Raw genomic sequence first — 18,976 nt, forward strand, 5'->3', positions numbered from 1 at the left:
GCACCGCCCAGGGAGCCTGAGGCGACGCTCAACGCGAACGGGAGTGTCAAGACTTCGTCAGGAGTCCGCGAATAGTGGAACAGCCCTCTTCCGAGCGGCAGCGTGGGTGGTGCGGATCAACCACAGGCGCACACACATGGGACGGGAATGCCCCCGGGGGTCGGCTCCCCACTCGGGCCTAACGGCTCGTACACACTGATCGCCGCGACAGAGATTCACTGACTGGATCCGCACCCGCACCCTTTTCGGGTGTGCCCGGCGTTGAGCGGTTCTGGAACGTCGGTGACCACGTATCGCCGCTCACCCCACAGTCTGGGTGTGCCGCGCGGATCCCAGAGCCGCACTCCGGTCCGCGTGGCACACCCTCTTTGGTTGGGAGGGGACCGTGGTCACCACAGACACGCACGCCCCTACCGCCGGCGAGGACCGCTTCCCCGGCTTCGGTGAGGACGCACCGCTGGACATTCCCGATCTCAATCACCCCGAGAACGCCAAGCTCATCGCCCACCGGATGCGCGACGGGACGATGGACGACTTCTCCCAGGCACTCGGCGCTACGCACCACTGTGCCCACCCCGTCCGGCTGGCCGGGTCCTCGGTCACCGTCGACACCACGACCGGCGAGATCGTCTCGTCCTTCGACGCAGGTGACCTGCCGTTCGGGGTACTGCACCGCGCGTGCGGTAACCGCCGTGCCTCGGTGTGCCCGTCCTGCTCACGCACCTATGCCCGTGACACCTACGCCCTCATCCATGCCGGGGTCGCTGGCGGCAAGAGCGTCCCCGACCGGGTGCGGGACAACCCGCTGCTGTTCGTCACCCTCACCGCGCCATCCTTCGGGCCCGTCCACGGCCACCGCAGCGGGAGGGCCTGTCGGCCTCGGCGACGCGACGACCGCGCCCGCTGCCCCCACGGTCGGCCGTTGTGGTGCACCCGGGTTCATGACCGGGACGACGAGATCAACGGGGCGCCGTTGTGCGCCGAGTGCCATGACACCGCGTCGGCGGTGATGTGGCAGTGGCACGCCCCCGAGCTGTGGCGACGCTTCACCATCGCCTTCCGCCGCGCCCTCGCCCACCACCTGGCCGTCCCCGACTCGCGGCTGGGCGAGGTCGCGTCGATCCAGTACGCCAAGGTCGCCGAGCACCAGGCACGCGGCCTGATCCACTTCCACGCCCTGATCCGCCTCGACGGGCCAGCCAGCGGCGGCACCGGTTCGCCCGCTCCCCCATCGCTGGACGGCGACACCTTCGCAGCCCTCGTCCGACAGGTCGTCCCGACCGTGACGACCATCGCCGAGCCGGTCGACTTCGAGGACACCCCACGGGTGCTGGCCTTCGGGGCCCAGGTCGACGTGCGTACCGTCCGGGCCGGCTCGCGCACCGACGACCCGGCCGGCCCGCTGACCCCCGATCAGGTCGCCGGCTACCTGGCCAAGTACTCCACCAAGGACTCCTCCGGCCTGCACGGCCGCGGTCAAGGGCGCCCGCACATCCTCGCCCTGCGCCGGCAGTGCGCGGAGATGGCTGCCCGGGCCGCGATCTTCCACGACCGGGACCACGAGTACCAACGGATGGGCAAGTGGGTGCACTGTCTGGGCTTCCGTGGCCACTTCGGCACCAAGTCCCGGCGCTACTCCCTCACCCTCGGCGCGCTGCGTCGTGCCCGCTCGCGGTGGCAGGCACTGGCTGCCGAGTCCCGCCGCACCGGGCAACCCCTCGACACCCGCGACCTCGAAGCACGGCTGCTCGCCGACGACGCAGACGAGACCACCCACGTGATCGGCACCTGGACCTACATCGGCACCGGCTGGCGCGACCACCTCGAACAAGCCCTCGCCCTGGCGGTCGCAGCCCGCAGCCGCGAGTACGACCTGTGGAAAGCCGAACGCCGCAAGGACCGAGATGCGCTAGACAGGAGAGGACGATGATGGAGCAACAGATGCAGGACCAAACAACACCGATGCTCGAGCGGTTGCTGACCACCGCGGAGGTCGCAGAGGCGCTGCAGATCTCGCCGTCGACACTGTGCCGGTGGCGACAGGTGGGCCACGGTCCACGGGTGACGTGGCTGACCCCCTTCAGTCCGCGCTACCAGCGGGAGGACGTGGCTGCCTGGGTGAAGCGGAGCGCGGCGTGAGCGTGCAGAAGCTAGCGAACGGTCGGTTCCGCGCGAAGCTGAAGAGCGGTCGGGTCGATGTGGCGAGCAAGGTCTTCGACACCCAACGGGAGGCCAAGGGATGGCTCGCCCGCGAGCGTGCGGCACTGGCGGGTGGGGTCGACCCCCGGGCCGGCCGGCAGCGCGTCCGCGTCCTGGTCGTCCAGTGGCTTCGGGTGCGGTCCACGACCGTCGCGGCCAAGACGTACCGGAGCGACCAGGACCTGCTGCGCCTGATGCCGACGAGCATGCTGGCGCTGTACGTGTCCGCCGTGTCCGGGCGGGAGGTCGCGCGCTCCTTCGAGGCGCTCCTCGCAGACGGTCTCGCGGAGAGCTCCGTGCGGCGGTTCCGGGCCAGCCTGTCCTCGTTCTTCGCCTGGTGCGTGCGGGAGAAGATCGTCGTGGCCAACCCGGTCATGGGGGTGCGCGTACCCAAGCAGTCCGGCGAGGTCGAGGAGATGGACCCGTTCAGCGAGGAGGCGCTGGAGGTGGCCCATGCCCAGTGGGCCGCGATCTCGCCGCACCTGGCCGACCTGATGCTCGTGCTGGCGTGGACCGGGTTGCGCTGGGCCGAGGCACGGGCGATGCGGGTCGAGGACGTCATGCAGGTACCCACGCCGGGTCTGCTCGTGCGGCGATCCCAGCCGGAGGGCCACGCGATCAAGGGCACCAAGGGCCAGCGGTCCCGACGGGTCCCGCTGGCCAACCGGGTGCTGCCGATCGTCCAGCACCTGAGCGAGGGCAAGAACCAGCGGGATCTGCTCTTCACGACCGAGCGCGGCGCCCAGCTGCACCGCTCGGCGGTGCTCCGCAGCCTGAAGTGGCCGACGAGCGGCCAGGGCCGTCGGGTGCACGACCTGCGGCACACGGCTGCGTGCCTCTGGCTGAGCCGCGGCGTGGACCCGGGCACGGTGCAGGCGTGGATGGGGCACGAGTCGATCGCCACGACGAACCGGTACCTGCACTTCCTGGGCACGGGTGCCGATCGGGCCGGCCTGGAGCGGCTCAACGCACCGTCGGGGGGCACCCGGGGGGCAGGTCGGGAGGTGAGGTCGGAATGACAAAGAGAAACCCCGGCCACAGAACCAGCGTTTCCGCTGCTGTGCCGGGGATCTCCGGTGGTGGAGCTGAGGGGATTCGAACCCCTGACCTTCTCATTGCGAACGAGACGCGCTACCAACTGCGCCACAGCCCCAAGAACGTCGGTAACCATAACACCGGCGGTGCCGGGTATAGCAATTCGGCCGACTAGAGTCGGGCCAACCCGAGCCGAGGAGCCTCATGTCCGTCAAGCGTCGTCGGGGAGGACGGCGGCTGCCACGCCCATCACGGTGGCTGCCGAGCCTTCCCGCACCCCGCGAAGAGGCGCCGATCGTCATCCGGACGGCGCCAGAGTCCTCGGATGGCGTCACCGCCCTCCCCCCGACGGTGCGGGCCCTGTCGGAGTGGGCATGGCGCTCGCTGGTCATCGCGGTCGCCCTCGTCGCGTTGCTCAAACTCGCCACGATCCTGGCCCAGGTCGTCATCCCGGTCGTCGTCGCGCTGCTGCTCGCTGCCCTGCTCGAGCCACTCTTCCGCCGCCTGCGCGTCGTCATGCCCAAGGGTGTGGCGGCCCTGATCACCGTGATCGGGACGTTGGCGGCCATCGTCGCTCTCTTCAGCTACGTGGGCAACCAGTTCGCCACCCAGCTCGGCGACATCGTCGACCAGGTCACCAAGGGCCTGGCCCAATCACGGCACTGGGTCGAGAGCACGCTCGGACTCAGCGAAGCGCAGCTGACCGGGTGGTTCGCCGACCAGTGGGCCACGATCTCCCGGGGCGACCGCCTGTCCGACATGGCCACCCAGGCCGGCTCCGCGCTGGGCCAGGGGCTCACCGGATTCCTGCTGGCGATGTTCACCCTGTTCTTCTTCCTCTACGACGGTCCCGGCATCTGGGTCTGGGTCGTTCGGCTCTTTCCGCGCGGAGCCAGGGCAAAGGTCCTGTCCTCCGGGGCGATCGCGTGGCGCCAGCTGCAGGCATTCACGCGGGCCACAGTCCTGGTTGCGGGCGTCGACGCGATCGGCATCGGACTCGGCGCCCTGGCCCTCGGCGTCCCCTTCGCCTCGGGTATCGCCCTACTCGTCTTCATCGGCTCGTTCGTGCCGATCGTCGGAGCACTGGTCTCCGGATTCATCGCCGTCCTGCTCGCCTTCGTCGCCAAGGGACCGATCACCGCTGTACTCATGCTCGGCGTCGTCATCGCCGTGCAGCAGATCGAGCAGCAGCTGCTCCAGCCCTTGCTCCTGGGGCGTGCCGTCCGGGTCCACCCGCTCGCGGTGATCCTCGGTATCACCACCGGCATCATTCTCGGTGGCGTCATCGGCGCGCTGATCGCCGTCCCCACGGTGGCAGTCCTCAATGCCGTCGGCCACAACCTCCTCGACCCGACACCCGAGGACGTGGACGGACCGGAAGAACTGACGACCGATGAGGAGCAGAAGGAGATCCACGAGGACGTCGCTCGCGCGCAGGAGCGCTCCGACCTCGACCCGGGGGACCCGATCTACCCGACCTGACCCCAGAGGCCGGGACAGACCCATGGTGTGTCGCGCTGCAGTTCACGCCAAGTGGGCCCAGACACCGCATGGCCTCGTCGGGAAGAGGGCGAACTGCCGCGCGACACGCGCCGACAAGGGGCGAAGGGGCTCAGGCCCAGCCGGCGATGGCCGGCAGGTCCTCGTCCTCGACCTCGATGACCTGCGGGACGTCACCAGCGGGCGCCGGGGCCGGGGTGGCCGGCATGGGGGCAGGTGCGGGACGCTCCGCCTTGGCCTTCATCGTGTACATCGGACGCGGCACGGGCGTCGGCTGCCAGGTACCCGGCTCCGGCTCGGCGACCGGCGTCTGGGCGACCGGCTCGATGACCTCGTCGGCCACCGGAGCCTGCTCCTCGACGACGTCGTAGACGCGGGTGCTGCGCGCGGCAGGCCGGGCCGCAGCAGGAGCGGTGGCACGGGAGGCCTCAGCGCGAGCTGCGGTGCGAGCAGGCGCAACCGGGCGCTCGGCTCGCGGCGCGGCCGCACGGCGACGCTCCACGCGCACCCGACGGGCGGCGGAGCGCTCGGCGACGACCGCCTGCCGCAGCCACGCGAAGGCGACGACGACGCCGACCACCGGCACGGCAACCGTCCACCAAGGCAGGGGGCCGAAGGCTGCGACGAGCGCGACCACCGGAAGTAGCACGATCATCCCCAGCAGCGCCAGCCCACGCAGTCGACGTGGCACATCGACAACCTTCTCGACCCGAGCGGGCGTGGCCTCGGCATGCTTGACGGTGACCTCCGGACGAGCGGCCCGGGTCGGCGCGACGGAGTAGGAGCGTGGCGTCGGCTCGGCGACCCCGCGCCCCATGCGGTGGTCGTCCAGGACCCGCATGGCCGCGGAGAACCGGTCGACCGACCGGACGGTGGAGAGGTGGTCGCGGCGCTTGATCCAGTACTGGAGCAGATAGACAGCCCAGATCGCGACGACGAGCACGAAGATGAGGCTGCTTGGCTGCACGAGGACAACGCTAGGCAGGAAGTCGCGCAGTGTGGCGCAGGCTACTCGGTGTGTCGCGCTTGTGACTGCTGATATTGGTGTGACAGACGTGCCGTCAGCCCTGCGACACCGACTTCCTCCGCCACGACGGCGAAGGAGCGGTGGTCGCGCCAGCTGCCCCCGATGTGCAGGTAGGCCCGTTTGGTCCCCTCCTCACGCATGCGCAGCTTGGCCACGACGGCCAGGCTGGCGGCGTTCTCGGGGACGATCTCGATCTGGATCCGGTGCAGCGCTCGCCCCTTCGGGTCCATCAGGTGGTCGCCGAGCATCGCGACCGCGGTCGGTGCGATCCAGCGTCCCGCGACCTCCCGCCCGATCCAGTACCCGATGCTGCCCGAGCGCAGAGCTCCCTCGACGATGCTGCTGGCGGCGACCATCCCGACGATCTCGTCCTCGACGACGATCACCAGGCTCAGCCCGCTCCCCTCCTTGGCCTCCCGCGCCAGTGCCCGCACGTAGCCGGGGAAGTCACGCCCGAGATCCCGGCGCGGCCGACCACCCGGCGGGGTCGTCGGGTCCCACGGCGCCAACCAGGTGGCATTGCGCGAGCGCAGGTCGATGAAGTCGCGGCGATCCCCCCTTCGCAAGGGGCGCAGGGTCACCGACTCCCCCTGGGGAGTGGTCCCGGTGAGAACGACAGTCCGGTCACTCGGACGGGTCACGCGGGACATTCAGCGGACAGTACCGCCCGGCCGGTCAGGCGGGTGCCGTCCTCGACGCGCGCTGGCTCGGCCGCCACGACCTCGACGTCGCCGACTGCCGTGACGTCCGCGCCGAAGGTCACGTCCCCCTCGACACCGAAGGAGGTGCACTCCCGCAGCGAGGGCGGGCCGTGCGGGAAACGCTCGTCGAAGTCGGCGACGAACTTGTAGCTGCCATCCAGGGAGACCCTAGGTTCCGCGTGCTCGATCCGGGAGACGATCCGTGACTGCTCATCGAGCTCGAAGACGTCGGAGCGCAGGAGCAGTAGCTCGTTGGTCGTCTTCACCGGACGGAACCGGGTGCGCGGCACCCGCAGCGCGACGCTCCCCTCGAAGGCCTCGACGGCGGTCCCCATCGCCGACTCGACCTGGATGACCTCGGGGCTGTCCGGGCGCCTGGGGTCGACGGTCTTGCGGTTGACGATGATCGGCAGCCCGAGCACGCCGTCGCGCTGGCGCATCAGCTCGTCGAGCTCGTCCAACCCCACCCACAGGTTGTTGGTGTTGAACCACCCGTGGCGGCCGGTGTCCTGGAACAGGTCCTGCTCGTCGTCGGCCACCATCGCCGACTCGCGCAGGATGATCCGCCCGTCGCTCCTGCGCACGGCGACGTGCCCGCCCTTGCGGTCGTTGAGGGTGCGCTCGGCGACCTCGGCGGCGAAGGGGATGCCCTCCGCGAGCAGCCAGGCCGCGATGTCGGGGTCGCAGGTGGCGCCCAGGTTGTCGGCGTTGGAGATGAAGGCGTACCGGTACCCGGCCCCGCGCATCTGCTGCAGCAGCCCGGAAGCGGCGAGCGAGACGTAGACGTCGCCGTGGCCGGGCGGGCACCACTCCAGCCCCGGGTCCTGCGGCCAGGACACCGGCTCGAGGGTCTCGGCGTCGAGCTTGGGCTCCATGCTCTGCAGGAAGTCCAGGGGCAGGTCCTGCTGCGCCAGCTGCGGGTAGCACTCGAGGACGGCCAGCGACTCCTCACGGGTGCGAGGGGTGTTCATCAGCACCAGCGGCGGACGGGAGCCGTAGCGCTCCTCGAGGCCGACCAGCTGGGAGGCGATGATGTCGAGGAAGGTCAGTCCGTCGCGGGCGACGAGCGCGGACTTCGGCCCGCTCATCCCCATGCTCGTGCCGAGGCCACCGTTGAGCTTGACCACGGCGACCTTCGCCAGGGCCGCACGGCGCTCGTCGTCGTCGACCTCGATGGCGGCGAGCTCCGGCACGTCGACGAGCGGCTCGATCGTCGACTCGGGGATGGTGCCCTGGGCGCCGTCGGCCAGCTGCTGCCAGTAGTCCTCGAAGACCGCGATCGCCCGAGCATCGATCCCACGCTCGCTCATCCGGCGAACGGCCTCGTCACGTCCCTCGACTCGCATGGCGCCACCCTACGATGCAGACATGGACCTCGCCGGGCAGACGAAGGGGGAGACCCGCCGCCGCCTGCGGGCGCACCGGCGTCACCTGGCCGCCTCCCGCGACCTCGGTGCCGACGCCGAGGCGATCGCCGACGCCATCGTCGGGGCGACGCCTCGGGGCGGCACCAGTAGCCCGGGCACCGTCCTGTCCTACGAGTCGCTCCCCCACGAGCCCCCGACGACGGCCCTGAACGCGTGCCTGCAGGCTGCCGGCCACCGCGTACTCGTACCGACCACGCTGCCGGACCGGCGGCTGGAGTGGTGCGATCTGAGCGACCCGGAGCGGTCCCCGCTGGGCATCGACGCCCCGGCAGCCGCCGACGTCGCCGTCATCCCGGCGCTGGCCGTCGACACCACCGGCACACGGCTGGGGCAGGGCGGCGGCTGCTACGACCGGGTGCTGCCGATGCTCCCGGCCGGCACGCCGGTGCTCGTCCTGCTCCACCCCGGCGAGCACACGAGCGCGTCGCTCCCGAGGGACCCGCACGACGTCGCAGTGACCACCGTCGTCACCGCCGCCGGGGTCACCGAGGCGGGGACCCCCCTTCGTCCCTGAGCGTCAGTCCGTCCCCGGCGCGAGCGTCAGGGTGTCCTCGGTCGACTCGACGACGGCCTCCCGGCTGGCCGGCCACGCGAAGGTGCGCCCCTCGAGCCAGTCGTCGATCTGGTCGTCGTAGTGGCTGCTGAAGGGGTGGCCGGAGTTGCCGGTCTGGTTCACCCAGCGCGAGTTGTCGAGGTCACCGAGGTCGACGATCATCCGCATCGACGGGGCTGCCGTGACCGCGAAGCCCTCGGAGGCGTCCCACGAGGTCGCGTTGACCGTCGACGAGCTGCCCCCGACGGGGTAGGGCCCTGCGTTGACCAGCGAGCGGACCGGGCCGGGGATGCCCTCGCCGCCGAGGACCTGGTGGGCGAAGGTGACGCCGTGGAGCCGCCCCCAATCCCAGCCCTCGGGGTTCTTGCCCATCGAGCGGGTCAGCTCCAGACGGGCGTCGACGAGCGCCTGACGCAGCACCTCGTCCCGGCTTTCGATGACGCCGGGAGTCGTGCGGTTGTCCCACCACGGGCTCGTCGGGTTCTCCAGCAGCCCCTCGATCGCCATCCAGTACTGCGAGCTGCCGGCCGCCTGCAGGTCCGCGGGCAGGTCGTCGTTGAAGGTGACCTCGACGATCTGACGCCACACCGAGTTGAAGTACGCGGCGGCTGCGGCGTTGTGGTCACCCTCGCCGTGCTGGCTCTGGTCCCACGCGCGCAGCAGGTCCTGCCCGTCGCGGGTGAAGTCGTCGACCTCGATCTCCAGCAGGGCCGGAACGAGCGTGTCGGCGAGCCCGTTGTGGGTGTCGAGCTGGATGCGGGCCATCTTCTTCGGCGAGACCTTCTCCTCGCTGGTGAGCAGGTCGCCGATGCGTTGGGAGCGGTAGCCGTAGTCCCACTCGGTGGTGAGGAAGGGCTTGCCGCTGGCCGTGACCTGCTGGTTGGCGGTGACGATGTAACCGTCGTCCGGGTTCAGCGCCCACGGCAGGTCCTCGAAGGGGACGTACCCGTCCCAGTCGTAGTCGGAGTTCCAGCCCGGGGCCGGCAACCAGCCCGGTGGGTTGGTCCCCAGACCCTTGCGGATGGGCACCTGCCCCGGCGCCTGGTAGCCGATGTTGCCCTCGGTGTCGGCGTAGACGAGGTTCTGGCTCGGGACGGCGAAGTCCTTCGCAGCGGCACGGAACTGCTCGAAGTCCGTGGCGGCGTTCAGCCCCAGGATCGCGTCGGCGGTGTTGCTCGGGGTCAGCGCCGTCCACGCGAGGGAGACGGCGTAGCTGCTCGTGGCCCGGCCCTTGACCTCGACGTCCTGCCCGGCGGCCGCGGCGGCGGGGACGACATCGGACAGGATCGGTCCGTGGCCGGTGGACCGGACGGTGATCTCCTCGTCCGTCCCGCCGGCGACCTTGATCGTCTCGGTGTGGGTCTCCAGCGGCTCCAGATGACCGTCGCGCAGGTAGCGATCGTCGCTGATCTCCTCGAGGTAGAAGTCGGTGACGTCCGGGCCGAGGTTGGTGAAGCCCCACGCGATGGACTGGTTGTGACCGATCACGACCCCGGGGATCCCGGCGAAGGTGTACCCGGAGACGTCGATCGGGCACTCATCGGTGACCTCCCGGCAGTGCAGGCCCATCTGGTACCAGATCCCCGGCATGCTCACCCCGAGGTGTGGGTCGTTGGCGAGCAGCGGCTTGCCGGTCGTGGAGCGCTCCCCGCTGACCACCCAGGAGTTGGAGCCGACCCCCTGGCCCTTGCCCAGCAGGGCGGGGATGCTCTCGATCGCCCTCGCGGTGTCGGTCAAAGCCGAGCGGACCCGGGGCGTCGTGGCCGGCCGTTCAGGCGCCGACAGGGAGGATGACGAAGGGGGTGTCGCCCCCTTCGCGCCCGGGCGCCACTCCTTGCCGGAGAGGATCGGCGCGTGGCGGTCGGTCGGGTACTTCGGGTAGAGATCCTCGATCATCGACGTGGCGACCTTGCCATCGAGGGCCGCGCGGGTGAGCTCACCGGTGTAGTCGCCCCGCAGGTCCCAGGCCATCGCCTTCAGCCAGGCAAGGGAGTCGACGGGCGTCCAGTCCTCGACCCGGTACTTCGGCAGGGACATGCCCAGGATCGTGTACTCCAGCGCCATGGCAGAGGTCGAGCCCTTGTCGTCCAGCCAGGCGTTGACGCCGTCGGCGAAGGAACCAAGGGCCCGCCGGGTGTCCGGGTCCAGCATCGCCAGCTCCTGCTCGGCGACCCGGCGCCACCCCATGGTGCGGATGACTTTGTCGGTCTCGACGCCGGGCTCGCCGACGAGCTCGGCCAGACGACCGGCGGTGATGTGGCGACGCAGGTCCATCTCGAAAAAGCGATCCTGCGCCTGCACGTATCCCTGCGCGCGCATGAGGTCGCCCATGGTGTCGGCGTAGACGTGGGGCACGCCCCGCTCGTCACGCAGCACCTCGACCTCGCCGTCGAGGCCCGGGACCTCGATGGTCCCGCTCGTCTGCGGGAGCGGACGTCGCCCCTGACCGATGACGACGACCGTGAGCACGACGGCCACGACGACCATGAGGGCGAGGAGCCCGATCAGAGTTCGCCGGAGCCTGCGGACGGTGGTCGTGGTCACGGTGCGAGCGTATGCCAGCACCAGCCTATAATCGTCCTGAAATGCCTACTTATGCCTACGCCTGCACCGAGTGCGGCCACCAGTTCGATGTCGTGCAGTCCTTCAGCGAGGACTCGCTGACCACCTGCCCAGAGTGCTCTGGCCGCCTGCGCAAGCAGTTCAACGCGGTCGGGGTGGTCTTCAAGGGCGGTGGCTTCTACAAGACCGACTCGCGGTCGGGCTCGGAGTCCTCCGCCTCCTCGAAGGACAACAGCAGCACGTCGAGCGACTCGGCCAGCGCCTCCTCGACGTCGTCGAGCGACTCGTCGGGTTCGTCCGCGCCGTCGTCGTCGTCGAACGGTAGCTCGTCCACAAGCCCCACCACGTCGAGCGCCTCCTCCACCGCAGACTGACGCCCCCGCCCGGTTGCCCGCGACGCTCCTAGCGTCGTCGTCATGGCCACCTCGCGTCTCGCCGCCCACCTGCCCTCCCTCTTCGGGACGTCCCGGCGCGCGGTCTGGCGACTCTCACTCGTGCGTCGCAGCCTGGCCGCCGTCGCTCTCCTGCTCGCGCTGCAGCTGACCCTCGGCGCTGCCCGGCCTCCCGAGACGTCCCGGGAACCGGCCACCGCGAGCGGCCCGGCGCTGACCCTGCCCCTGGCGGCACCGGCGGGCCACCTCGAGCCGGGCGATGCCGCCGAGGTCTACCTGCCCGGCCGTGCCGACCCCGTGGTCACCGGGGCGAGAGTGCTCGCCACCCCGGTCACCTCCGGTGCCGTCCCGACGGTGGAGGTGACCCTGGCGGCGCGCGATGTCGGACAGCTGGTGCAGCAGATGGCAGCCGACGTCGGCGGACGCACGGGTTTCGTCGTCGTCCGGGACGGGTGAGTGCAAGGACACGGCCGGATCAGCAGGCGGGAGCGACGACTCTGCGTCAGAATCAACCAAGGTTGATCATTCGATCACAACCCATCACCCACCACCTGCGGAGGAAACGCCCATGAAGGGTTTCAAGGAGTTCCTGCTCCGCGGCAATCTCGTCGAGATCGCCGTCGGTCTGGTCATCGCCACCTCGTTCGCGACCGTCGTCGCGGCCTTCACCAAGCTGCTGCTCGCCGTCATCGCGAAGGTCATCGGCGCCAACCCCAACTTCGATGACTTCCGGCCCGCTGGGCTCCCCGTCGGTGAGTTCGTCACGGCCTGCGTGGCATTCCTCATCCTCGCCGCCGTCGTGTACTTCGGTGTCATCAAGCCCTACACCCACCTGCGCGAGCGCTTCACCACGGAGGAGGAGGAAGTGGTCGACGAGCACATCGAGCTTCTCAAGGAGATCCGCGACTCGCTCAAGGCCGACGGCGCCTGAGCCACCACCTTCTCGCACAGTCGCCTCCGCCACAGGACGCGGCCCTTGGGCCTTCGCAAGCTCAGGCCCTGAGTCGGGCCACATCCTGCGCCAGAGGCACCACGCCGGACCGAAGGGGTCGGTCACCGTTCGGTGACCGACCCCTTCGCCTTGTCCACGTCAGCGGACGACGGAGCTGAGCAGCAGGCTCGTCTCGCTGTTGACGATGCCGGGGATGCCGCGCATCCGGCGCAGCACGTCGTCGAAGGCGGCCAGGTCCGCGCAGGACATCTCGGCGACGAGGTCCCAGCCGCCGTTGGTCGTGTGCAGGGCCTGGATCTCCGGGAAGCCGCGCAGCTCGCGGATCACCCGGTCGGTCGTGCGCCCCTCGACCTCGATGGAGCAGACGGCACGTACCTCGGACGCCTCCGCGGGATCACGCACGCGCACGGTGAAACCGACGATGACGCCGTGGGTGGTCAACTTGTCGATGCGCGCGGTCACCGTGGCGCGGGAGACCCCGAGCTGCTCGGCCAGCGACGAGACGGGCGCTCGCCCGTCCTTGCGCAGGGCCGAGATCAGGCGCTTGTCGAGGTCCGTCGGGCGATACATGCACATAATGCTAATCCGGCTACGACAAAGTACGCACCTTCTTCACAAAAGTCGACCACTTCTCATCTTTCGCCTGCAAACCGGGACTTCTAGGCTTGATTCCTCGACAGGCCGGAGACCCCGGGCGGACGAAGGAGAGACCATGACGCAGTTCCTCGATGTGCCCAACATGAGCCGCTGGATCCAGCGCGACGGCGCAGAGAACGTCCTCGGCACGATGACCCGATACGTCGAGGACGACTTCTCCCGGTGGCCCAGCTTCGACAAGACGCCGCGGGTGGCGAGCCACACCCCCTTCGGCGTGATCGAGCTGATGCCGACGTCGGACGACGTCACCTACTCCTTCAAGTACGTCAACGGTCACCCACTCAACCCCAGCCGCGGCTTCCAGACCGTGACCGCCTTCGGCATGCTCGCCGACGTCGACAACGGCTACCCGGTCTTCCTCTCGGAGATGACGCTGCTGACGGCGTTGCGCACCGCCGCGACGTCGGCCCTGACCGGGCGGGCCCTGGCTCGTCCCGACTCGCGCGTCATGGCCCTCATCGGGACCGGGTCGCAGGCGGAGTTCCAGTCGCTGGCCTTCCGCGCCGCCATGGGCATCGAGGACCTGCAGATCTTCGACACCGACCCCGCCGCGATGGCCAAGCTGCGTCGCAACCTCGAGCCGCTCGGCTTCCGGATCACCGAAGCCGCCTCGACCACGGAGGCCGTCCGGGGTGCCGACGTCATCACCACCTGCACGGCCGACAAGCAGATGGCCACGATCCTGACCGGCGACATGATCGGGCCCGGCGTGCACATCAACGCCATCGGCGGCGACTGCCCCGGCAAGACCGAGCTCGAGGCAGGCATCCTCACCCGTGGCCGGGTGTTCGTCGAGTACCCGCCGCAGACCCGCATCGAGGGTGAGATCCAGCAGATGGACCCCGACTTCCCGGTCGTGGAGTTCTGGCAGGTGCTCACCGGCGAGGCCGAGGGTCGACGCTCCGCGCAGGACATCACCATCTTCGACTCGGTCGGCTTCGCCATCGCCGACTTCGCCGCGCTGCGGTGCGCGCGTGACGCGACCGCGGGCACCGACCTGCAGGTCACCATCGACCTCGTCGCCGACCCGCAGGACCCGAAGGACCTCTTCTCCCTGGTCAACTCGCTCAAGCCGGTCGGATGAGCGTGGCCACCGAGCTGCACGAGGCGGCCACGACCTCGCCGACGGCGAGCGTCCAGGCCCCGTCCCGAGTGGTGCTGGTGCGGCCCCACCACTTCACCCCCAACCCGATGACGGCCGGGGACAACGCCTTCCAGTCGACCTTCGACGTGGACGCGAGGGTCCTGGCCGCGCGGGCCCACGACGAGGTGACCGGCCTGGCCAGGGCCCTGACGGGCGCCGGGGTGGAGGTGTCTCTCTTCGACGACCGCACGACACGCACGCCCGACAGCGTCTTCCCGAACAACTGGTTCTCCACCCACCCGGACGGGTCGGTCGCGCTGTACCCGATGTACGCCACGAACCGCCGCAGGGAGCGTCGCGCCGACATCATCGAGGCCCTCAAGCGCGAGTTCGTCGTGCGCCGCGTCATCGACTACTCCGCGGCCGAGTACGACGAGCAGTTCCTCGAGGGGACGGGCGCGATGGTCCTCGACCACGACGCGCGCTTGGCCTACGCGTGCCGGTCCAACCGGCTCTCCCCCGAGCTGCTCGCGCACTTCTGCGCCGACCACGACTACGAGCCGGTGCTCTTCGACGCCGTCGACGGGCGAGGTGTGCCGATCTACCACACCAACGTGCTGATGTCGGTGGGCACGCGGCTCACCCTCATCGGCTCCGGGCTGATCCCCGACCCCGAGCAGCGGGCGAGCGTGCTGCATCGTCTGCGCGATTCGGGCAAGACCGTCGTCGAGCTCACCTCGCAGCAGGTCCACCGCTTCGCCGGCAACTGCCTCGAGGTGACCGGGCGTCGGCGCCACCTGGCCGACGCCGACCGGCTCCTGGCGATGTCGACCACGGCGGCCGACTCCCTTCGCCCCGACCAGCTGGAGGCCGTCCGGCGCTCCTGCCGGGTGCTGACGGTGCCGATCCCGACGGTCGAAGGCGCCGGTGGGTCGGTGCGCTGCATGATCGCCGGCAACCACCTGCGGCCCCGGGGACGCTGAGAGCTACTCCCAGTGCGGCGGCCGCTGCTCCCGCAGCCAGCGGTCATGCGCGTCGTCGTCGACCGGGACCTCGCCCCAGCCACGATCGGTGTCGTCGCTCGTCTGGTCCGGGCGTCGGCGCCGCACACGCGGCTTCGCGCGCTCGGTCGGCTCCTGCGCGCCGGTCGTGTCCTCGTCACCCATGCTGCTCATCATCCTCGATCGCCCGGCGGACGGTCCGCTGCACCTGTGCCTCCTGTCGGGCGGGGTCGGCGAAGATGTCGACCGCCCACAGCCGCAGGTGGTGCCAGCCCAGGTCGAGGAGGCGCTCGACGAGGATCCGGTCGCGCTGGCGGGTGGATGCCAGTCCCGCGTAGCCGGGTCCGTCCACGTCGACGGCGACGAGCAGCCGTGATGTGTCCCGGGGGTCCGCGACAGCGATGTCGATCCGGTGCTCGCCCTCGCCCACATCGGTGTGGACGACCAGTCCGCTGGCGCGCAGGCGCTCCACGAAGCCCGCGAGCAGGGGGCTGAGTTCGTCGGCGGCGGCCTCGGGCCGGGGCTCATCCTCCTCGATGCTCATCAGCAGGGTACGCAGTGCGCGGTGGCCGGCCTGGTCGGGGTTGTCCTTGAAATCGCTCCGGGAGAACGTCGTCACCCACGTCGCGGTGCGCCGCGCGCGGGTCGCGGCGAGCAGGACGAGCTGCTCCCCGAGCGGCCCGCTGAGGGCACCGAGGTGATTGACGAGCGCCCCCTGGGGGGTGCGGCCGAAGCCGACGGAGACGATGACCCGGTCACGCTGCTCCCGCTGCCACCGATCGGCACTCTTGGCGATCAGCGGCTCCGGGAGCGCAGCTGCCGCCGCGGCCAGAGCCCGGTCCGAGGCGAGCAGCTCGGCGATCGCGTGGACGATCTCGTCGGCATGGCGTCGTGAGAAGGCGACGATGCCCAGCGAGCGGCGCGAGTGCTTCTGCAAGTGGGTGCGTACCAGCGCCAGCACCGCCTCGACCTCCGAGGTGGTGGTCTCGACGAGCCCGGTGCGCTCGTCGAGGACGCCCCTGCCGTCGACGTGGACGAGATGCACGTCCTCGCGCCCACGCGGCGTGGGCGGGTGCACGACCTCTCCGGCGGCGGAGCTGCCCAGTCGGGGCGTCACCCGCGGACGCGGGTAGGCGCTGTCGCGCAGGGGCTGCGTCGGCAGGACCTGCGCGGCGAGGTCGGCGAGGGACTGCTTCGGCGCGGCGGCCACAGCCACTCCGCCGTCGGCGCTCCACACCCGCGGCGGCAGCTGGCCGCGATCACCGATCACGAGCAGCTGGCTGCCGCGGGCGACGCCGGAGAACGCCCTGGCCAGCGTGGTCCTGGAGGCGTCGTCGACGATGACGAGGTCGAATCGCTCGCGCAGCGGCAACACCTGTCCGACGACGAAGGGGGCCATGGCCCACGCGGGTGCGGCGGCCCGGAGCAGGCCGCCCCAGCGCTCGACGACAGCATTCCACGGCGGGCCGGGCAACGTGCCCGCCTCGACGGCGGCCACCTCGCGGGCCACGGGACGCATCCCGCGACCGACCCGGTGGAAGTGCTCCCGCTGGCGCAGGGCGATACGGGCGGCGTTGGCACCCAGGCTCGCCCGATCGGCCTCGACGAAGGTGCGCAGCGCGTTGTCGAGGTCGTCGCCGGAGACCTCGCCGTAGCGCTCGTCACGACTGGCCTCGGCGAGCACGGAGCCCCACCAGACGAATCGCACCTCGTCGCCGACATCGGCGGGATCGACGCGTCGGGCGGCCAGGTCGTCGAAGAGCTCGCCCAGACCGCGCGCACGCAGGTCATCGAGGTCGTCGATGACCTCGGGGATGGCGCGGGCACCGATGGTGTCCTTGGCGAGATCGTCCAGGCGCCGCTCCAGCTCATCCCACGGGGTGTCGAGCAACCGGCCACCCACCGGGGTGTCGGCGAGGACCGCACCCAGGTGGGTCAGGTCCGCGTACACGCGCTCGTAGGCCCCGTGTGCCCGGTCGATGTCGGTCGGGATCCGCGGTCGGCCACCGCCACCGGTCAGGCGCGACCAGCTGCGCCGCTGCGTAGCTGCCAGAGCAAGGGCAGCGTGCACGTCTGCAGGCGGTCGTCCCGGGCGCAGGAGTTTGCTCGCCTGGTGGCGCAGACGTCGCCGCTCGAAGACGCCGAGTGGCTCGCGGCCACTGGCCGACCCGGCGGGGGCGGTCGCCGCGAGCAGGTCGTCCAGCGGGGTGTCGAAGACCTCCGCGCGGAAGACCTCGAGGGTGTCGCTGATCTCCTCGATGCCGGAGAGGAATCGGCCGTAGTCGGCCGGGCAGGCCGCCCGGGGCTCGGCGATGTCCGCGAAGACCGTGCGGACGGTGCTGCGCAGGCGGGCAAGGCCCCCTTCGTCCCCACGGAGCCGCTCGAGGGCGGCGAGCACGTCGTCGACGTCGTGGTGGGTGTGCATGCGGGCACCGGCCCACGGCTGCTCCTGACGACCGGGTCGCCAGGCACGGCGCTTCGCGACGCCGGTGAGCTGGACGACGAGCGCGTCACGACCGGCGGGGTCGATGGCCTCGAGGGTCGCCCCGGTGAGGCGGACGCGTGAGCGCGGTGCCGGGCGGCGGGTGCCCAGCGTGACCATCGCGTCGTGGGCGTCGGCGATGGACACACCCCACGGCTCACGCTTGGTGTGGGTCGCCTCGGTGTGGCCCTCGAGCAGTCGGGCGGCCTCGCCGGCACGACGGCCGGGCGCGGCGAAGTGGCCCTCCCCCTCCGGCGGGCGGGCCGGCCAGCGGGTGGTGACCGCGGTCGGATCGACCTCGGCAGCGGGATCGCTCACCTGGAGCAGCAGGTCGGACAGGCCGACACGCTCCAGCTCAGCGCGGACGCCGCCGATCGGCGCGGTCTTCTCACTCAGGAGCAGCACGCTGCGGCCGCGGGCGGTGGCAGCGGCGATCGTGGCGGCCACCAGGCGGGCGGCGCCGGTGCCGGGAGGTGCGTCGACGAAGAGGCTCTCCCCCGCGGCGACCCGGTCGAGGACGGCCTGCTGGTCGGCGGTCACGTCGCTGACCGCGGTGTCGGCGGTGCTGCGGGGCTCGCGCGCCGGCGTGATCGGCCGCCCGGTCAGCAGCGCGCGAAGGGGGGCGGTCTCGGTCAGGCGGTCCGGCTCGGACAGTGCGGTGATGTCGGCGAGCGCCTCGGCCTTGCCGTAGGGGAAGGAGCCGATGACGATGCGTGGGGTGATCTGCAGCCCCGGCAGGTCGGCGCAGTGCTCCCGCAGGGCATCGTAGACGGGGGTGGGGTTGAATCCGGGGCCATCACCGCGACCGAGGGCGACGAGCTCGTCGCCATCGAGGTGGAGGCGCAGCGAGCCGCGCAGATAGGCCAGCAGGGCCGGGTTGAGCTCGACACGGTCGGCGAGGTCGAGGGCGAAGTCGGGACCGGGGCGCAGACGACGCAGGGCGGCCCGACGCAGCAGGATCGGAGCGATCGGCTGCTCGTCCTGTCCGGGGACGTCCCAGGAGGCCGAGCCCATCGCCAGGAAGCAGGTACGTACCCCGTGCTCCTCCTCGATCGCGTCGACGTGTTCGCTGAGCCGCGCCGCGTGGCGCTGTGCACGCAGCAGGGCACCCGGCTCGCGCACGAGGTCGGACAGGCGGGCGTCGCGGCCGGCGAGCAGCATGGCGACGCCGCCCGGGTGGGCGGCGCTCAGGTCCACCACGTGCGGGTCGCGGGCGGGCCAGATGAGGGTGTTGGGCCCGCCGAGATCGGAGAGTTCCCGGCGCAGTGAGGTCAGGGCGGCCGGGACCGGGGCGGGGGTCGTCGGCTGCTCGGTCACGGAGGCAACGCTAACAACGACCGGGTCGATTCATCGGGAGGACGAGACCGATGAAGCAGGCCTCGCCGCAGCGGAACCGCCTCGACG

At 70.8% G+C, this 18,976-nt stretch carries 17 protein-coding genes, 1 tRNA gene and 1 pseudogene; 10 read left to right on the top strand and 9 right to left on the bottom strand.

Annotated elements, in window-relative coordinates:
- Positions 1-385: 385 nt before the first annotated feature.
- The 3 genes from BJY20_RS05970 to BJY20_RS05980 are packed head-to-tail and all read left to right on the top strand — an operon-like array spanning position 386 to position 3,218.
- A complete protein-coding gene (locus BJY20_RS05970) occupies positions 386-1,930 on the top strand; it encodes a replication initiator (RefSeq protein ID WP_185990684.1) in 1,545 nt (514 codons plus the stop codon).
- Positions 1,927-2,139 carry a helix-turn-helix transcriptional regulator gene (locus tag BJY20_RS05975; RefSeq protein ID WP_246297118.1) on the top strand — a complete coding sequence of 71 codons (213 nt, stop codon included), beginning with the start codon at positions 1,927-1,929 and terminating at the stop codon, positions 2,137-2,139. The genes BJY20_RS05970 and BJY20_RS05975 overlap by 4 nt, the downstream gene beginning before the upstream one ends.
- Positions 2,136-3,218, top strand: a complete 1,083-nt coding sequence (locus BJY20_RS05980) for a tyrosine-type recombinase/integrase (RefSeq protein WP_185990685.1) — start codon at positions 2,136-2,138, stop codon at positions 3,216-3,218. The genes BJY20_RS05975 and BJY20_RS05980 overlap by 4 nt, the downstream gene beginning before the upstream one ends.
- Before the next feature lie 58 nt (positions 3,219-3,276).
- Here BJY20_RS05980 and BJY20_RS05985 read toward each other — a convergent pair.
- A tRNA-Ala gene (locus tag BJY20_RS05985) sits at positions 3,277-3,352 on the bottom strand.
- An 86-nt stretch (positions 3,353-3,438) separates the two neighbouring features.
- Here BJY20_RS05985 and BJY20_RS05990 point away from each other — a divergent pair.
- Positions 3,439-4,716: an AI-2E family transporter gene (locus tag BJY20_RS05990; protein WP_185990686.1), complete on the top strand. Its 1,278-nt coding sequence runs from the start codon at positions 3,439-3,441 to the stop codon at positions 4,714-4,716.
- A 130-nt stretch (positions 4,717-4,846) separates the two neighbouring features.
- Here BJY20_RS05990 and BJY20_RS05995 read toward each other — a convergent pair whose 3' ends face one another.
- The 3 genes from BJY20_RS05995 to BJY20_RS06005 are packed head-to-tail and all read right to left on the bottom strand — an operon-like array spanning position 4,847 to position 7,808.
- On the bottom strand, positions 4,847-5,701 hold the full coding sequence (locus BJY20_RS05995; protein WP_185990687.1) for a hypothetical protein: 855 nt from the start codon (positions 5,699-5,701) through the stop codon (positions 4,847-4,849).
- A gap of 41 nt (positions 5,702-5,742) precedes the next feature.
- Positions 5,743-6,411: a GNAT family N-acetyltransferase gene (locus BJY20_RS06000; RefSeq protein WP_185990688.1), complete on the bottom strand. Its 669-nt coding sequence runs from the start codon at positions 6,409-6,411 to the stop codon at positions 5,743-5,745.
- On the bottom strand, positions 6,399-7,808 hold the full coding sequence (locus BJY20_RS06005) for a UTP--glucose-1-phosphate uridylyltransferase (RefSeq protein ID WP_185990689.1): 1,410 nt from the start codon (positions 7,806-7,808) through the stop codon (positions 6,399-6,401). The genes BJY20_RS06000 and BJY20_RS06005 overlap by 13 nt, the downstream gene beginning before the upstream one ends.
- 22 nt (positions 7,809-7,830) lie before the next feature.
- Here BJY20_RS06005 and BJY20_RS06010 point away from each other — a divergent pair, with 22 nt between their 5' ends.
- Positions 7,831-8,403: a 5-formyltetrahydrofolate cyclo-ligase gene (locus tag BJY20_RS06010; RefSeq protein ID WP_185990690.1), complete on the top strand. Its 573-nt coding sequence runs from the start codon at positions 7,831-7,833 to the stop codon at positions 8,401-8,403.
- 3 nt (positions 8,404-8,406) lie between these two features.
- Here the strand turns inward: BJY20_RS06010 and BJY20_RS06015 are convergent, their stop codons facing one another.
- Positions 8,407-10,986, bottom strand: a complete 2,580-nt coding sequence (locus BJY20_RS06015; protein ID WP_343062791.1) for a penicillin acylase family protein — start codon at positions 10,984-10,986, stop codon at positions 8,407-8,409.
- Positions 10,987-11,027: 41 nt separating this feature from the next.
- Between BJY20_RS06015 and BJY20_RS16400 the strand changes: the two are divergent.
- A pseudogene (locus tag BJY20_RS16400) lies at positions 11,028-11,120 on the top strand (FmdB family zinc ribbon protein); the annotation flags it as partial.
- A gap of 62 nt (positions 11,121-11,182) precedes the next feature.
- Here BJY20_RS16400 and BJY20_RS16405 read toward each other — a convergent pair.
- A complete protein-coding gene (locus tag BJY20_RS16405) occupies positions 11,183-11,422 on the bottom strand; it encodes a hypothetical protein (RefSeq protein ID WP_343062958.1) in 240 nt (79 codons plus the stop codon).
- Between BJY20_RS16405 and BJY20_RS06025 the strand changes: the two genes are divergently transcribed.
- Positions 11,421-11,852 (top strand): hypothetical protein, encoded by a 432-nt coding sequence (locus tag BJY20_RS06025; RefSeq protein WP_185990692.1) that lies wholly within the window; start codon positions 11,421-11,423, stop codon positions 11,850-11,852. The two genes, BJY20_RS16405 and BJY20_RS06025, sit on opposite strands and share 2 nt — an antisense overlap.
- A 112-nt stretch (positions 11,853-11,964) precedes the next feature.
- Positions 11,965-12,327: an MscL family protein gene (locus tag BJY20_RS06030; protein WP_185990693.1), complete on the top strand. Its 363-nt coding sequence runs from the start codon at positions 11,965-11,967 to the stop codon at positions 12,325-12,327.
- Between the two features lie 159 nt (positions 12,328-12,486).
- On the opposite strand, the gene BJY20_RS06035 is transcribed toward BJY20_RS06030, so the two are convergent.
- Entirely contained in the window at positions 12,487-12,918 is a 432-nt protein-coding gene (locus BJY20_RS06035) for an Lrp/AsnC family transcriptional regulator (RefSeq protein WP_185990694.1), read from the bottom strand.
- 142 nt (positions 12,919-13,060) lie between these two features.
- Between BJY20_RS06035 and BJY20_RS06040 the strand changes: the two genes are divergently transcribed.
- Positions 13,061-14,089 carry an ornithine cyclodeaminase gene (locus BJY20_RS06040; protein WP_185990695.1) on the top strand — a complete coding sequence of 343 codons (1,029 nt, stop codon included), beginning with the start codon at positions 13,061-13,063 and terminating at the stop codon, positions 14,087-14,089.
- Complete coding sequence (ctlX, locus tag BJY20_RS06045) at positions 14,086-15,072, top strand: citrulline utilization hydrolase CtlX (protein WP_185990696.1); 987 nt, start codon at positions 14,086-14,088, stop codon at positions 15,070-15,072. Before BJY20_RS06040 ends, ctlX begins: the two co-directional genes overlap by 4 nt.
- A 3-nt stretch (positions 15,073-15,075) precedes the next feature.
- On the opposite strand, the gene BJY20_RS06050 is transcribed toward ctlX, so the two are convergent.
- Together BJY20_RS06050 and BJY20_RS16410 are read right to left on the bottom strand one after the other, a co-directional pair.
- Positions 15,076-15,255, bottom strand: coding sequence for a hypothetical protein (locus tag BJY20_RS06050; RefSeq protein WP_185992661.1), 180 nt, complete (start codon positions 15,253-15,255; stop codon positions 15,076-15,078).
- Positions 15,248-18,889, bottom strand: a complete 3,642-nt coding sequence (locus BJY20_RS16410; RefSeq protein WP_185990697.1) for a DUF4011 domain-containing protein — start codon at positions 18,887-18,889, stop codon at positions 15,248-15,250. The genes BJY20_RS06050 and BJY20_RS16410 overlap by 8 nt, the downstream gene beginning before the upstream one ends.
- Between the last annotated feature and the right edge of the window lie 87 nt (positions 18,890-18,976).

Origin of the sequence: Janibacter cremeus (assembly GCF_013409205.1) — a bacterium.
GTDB lineage: Bacteria > Actinomycetota > Actinomycetes > Actinomycetales > Dermatophilaceae > Janibacter > Janibacter cremeus.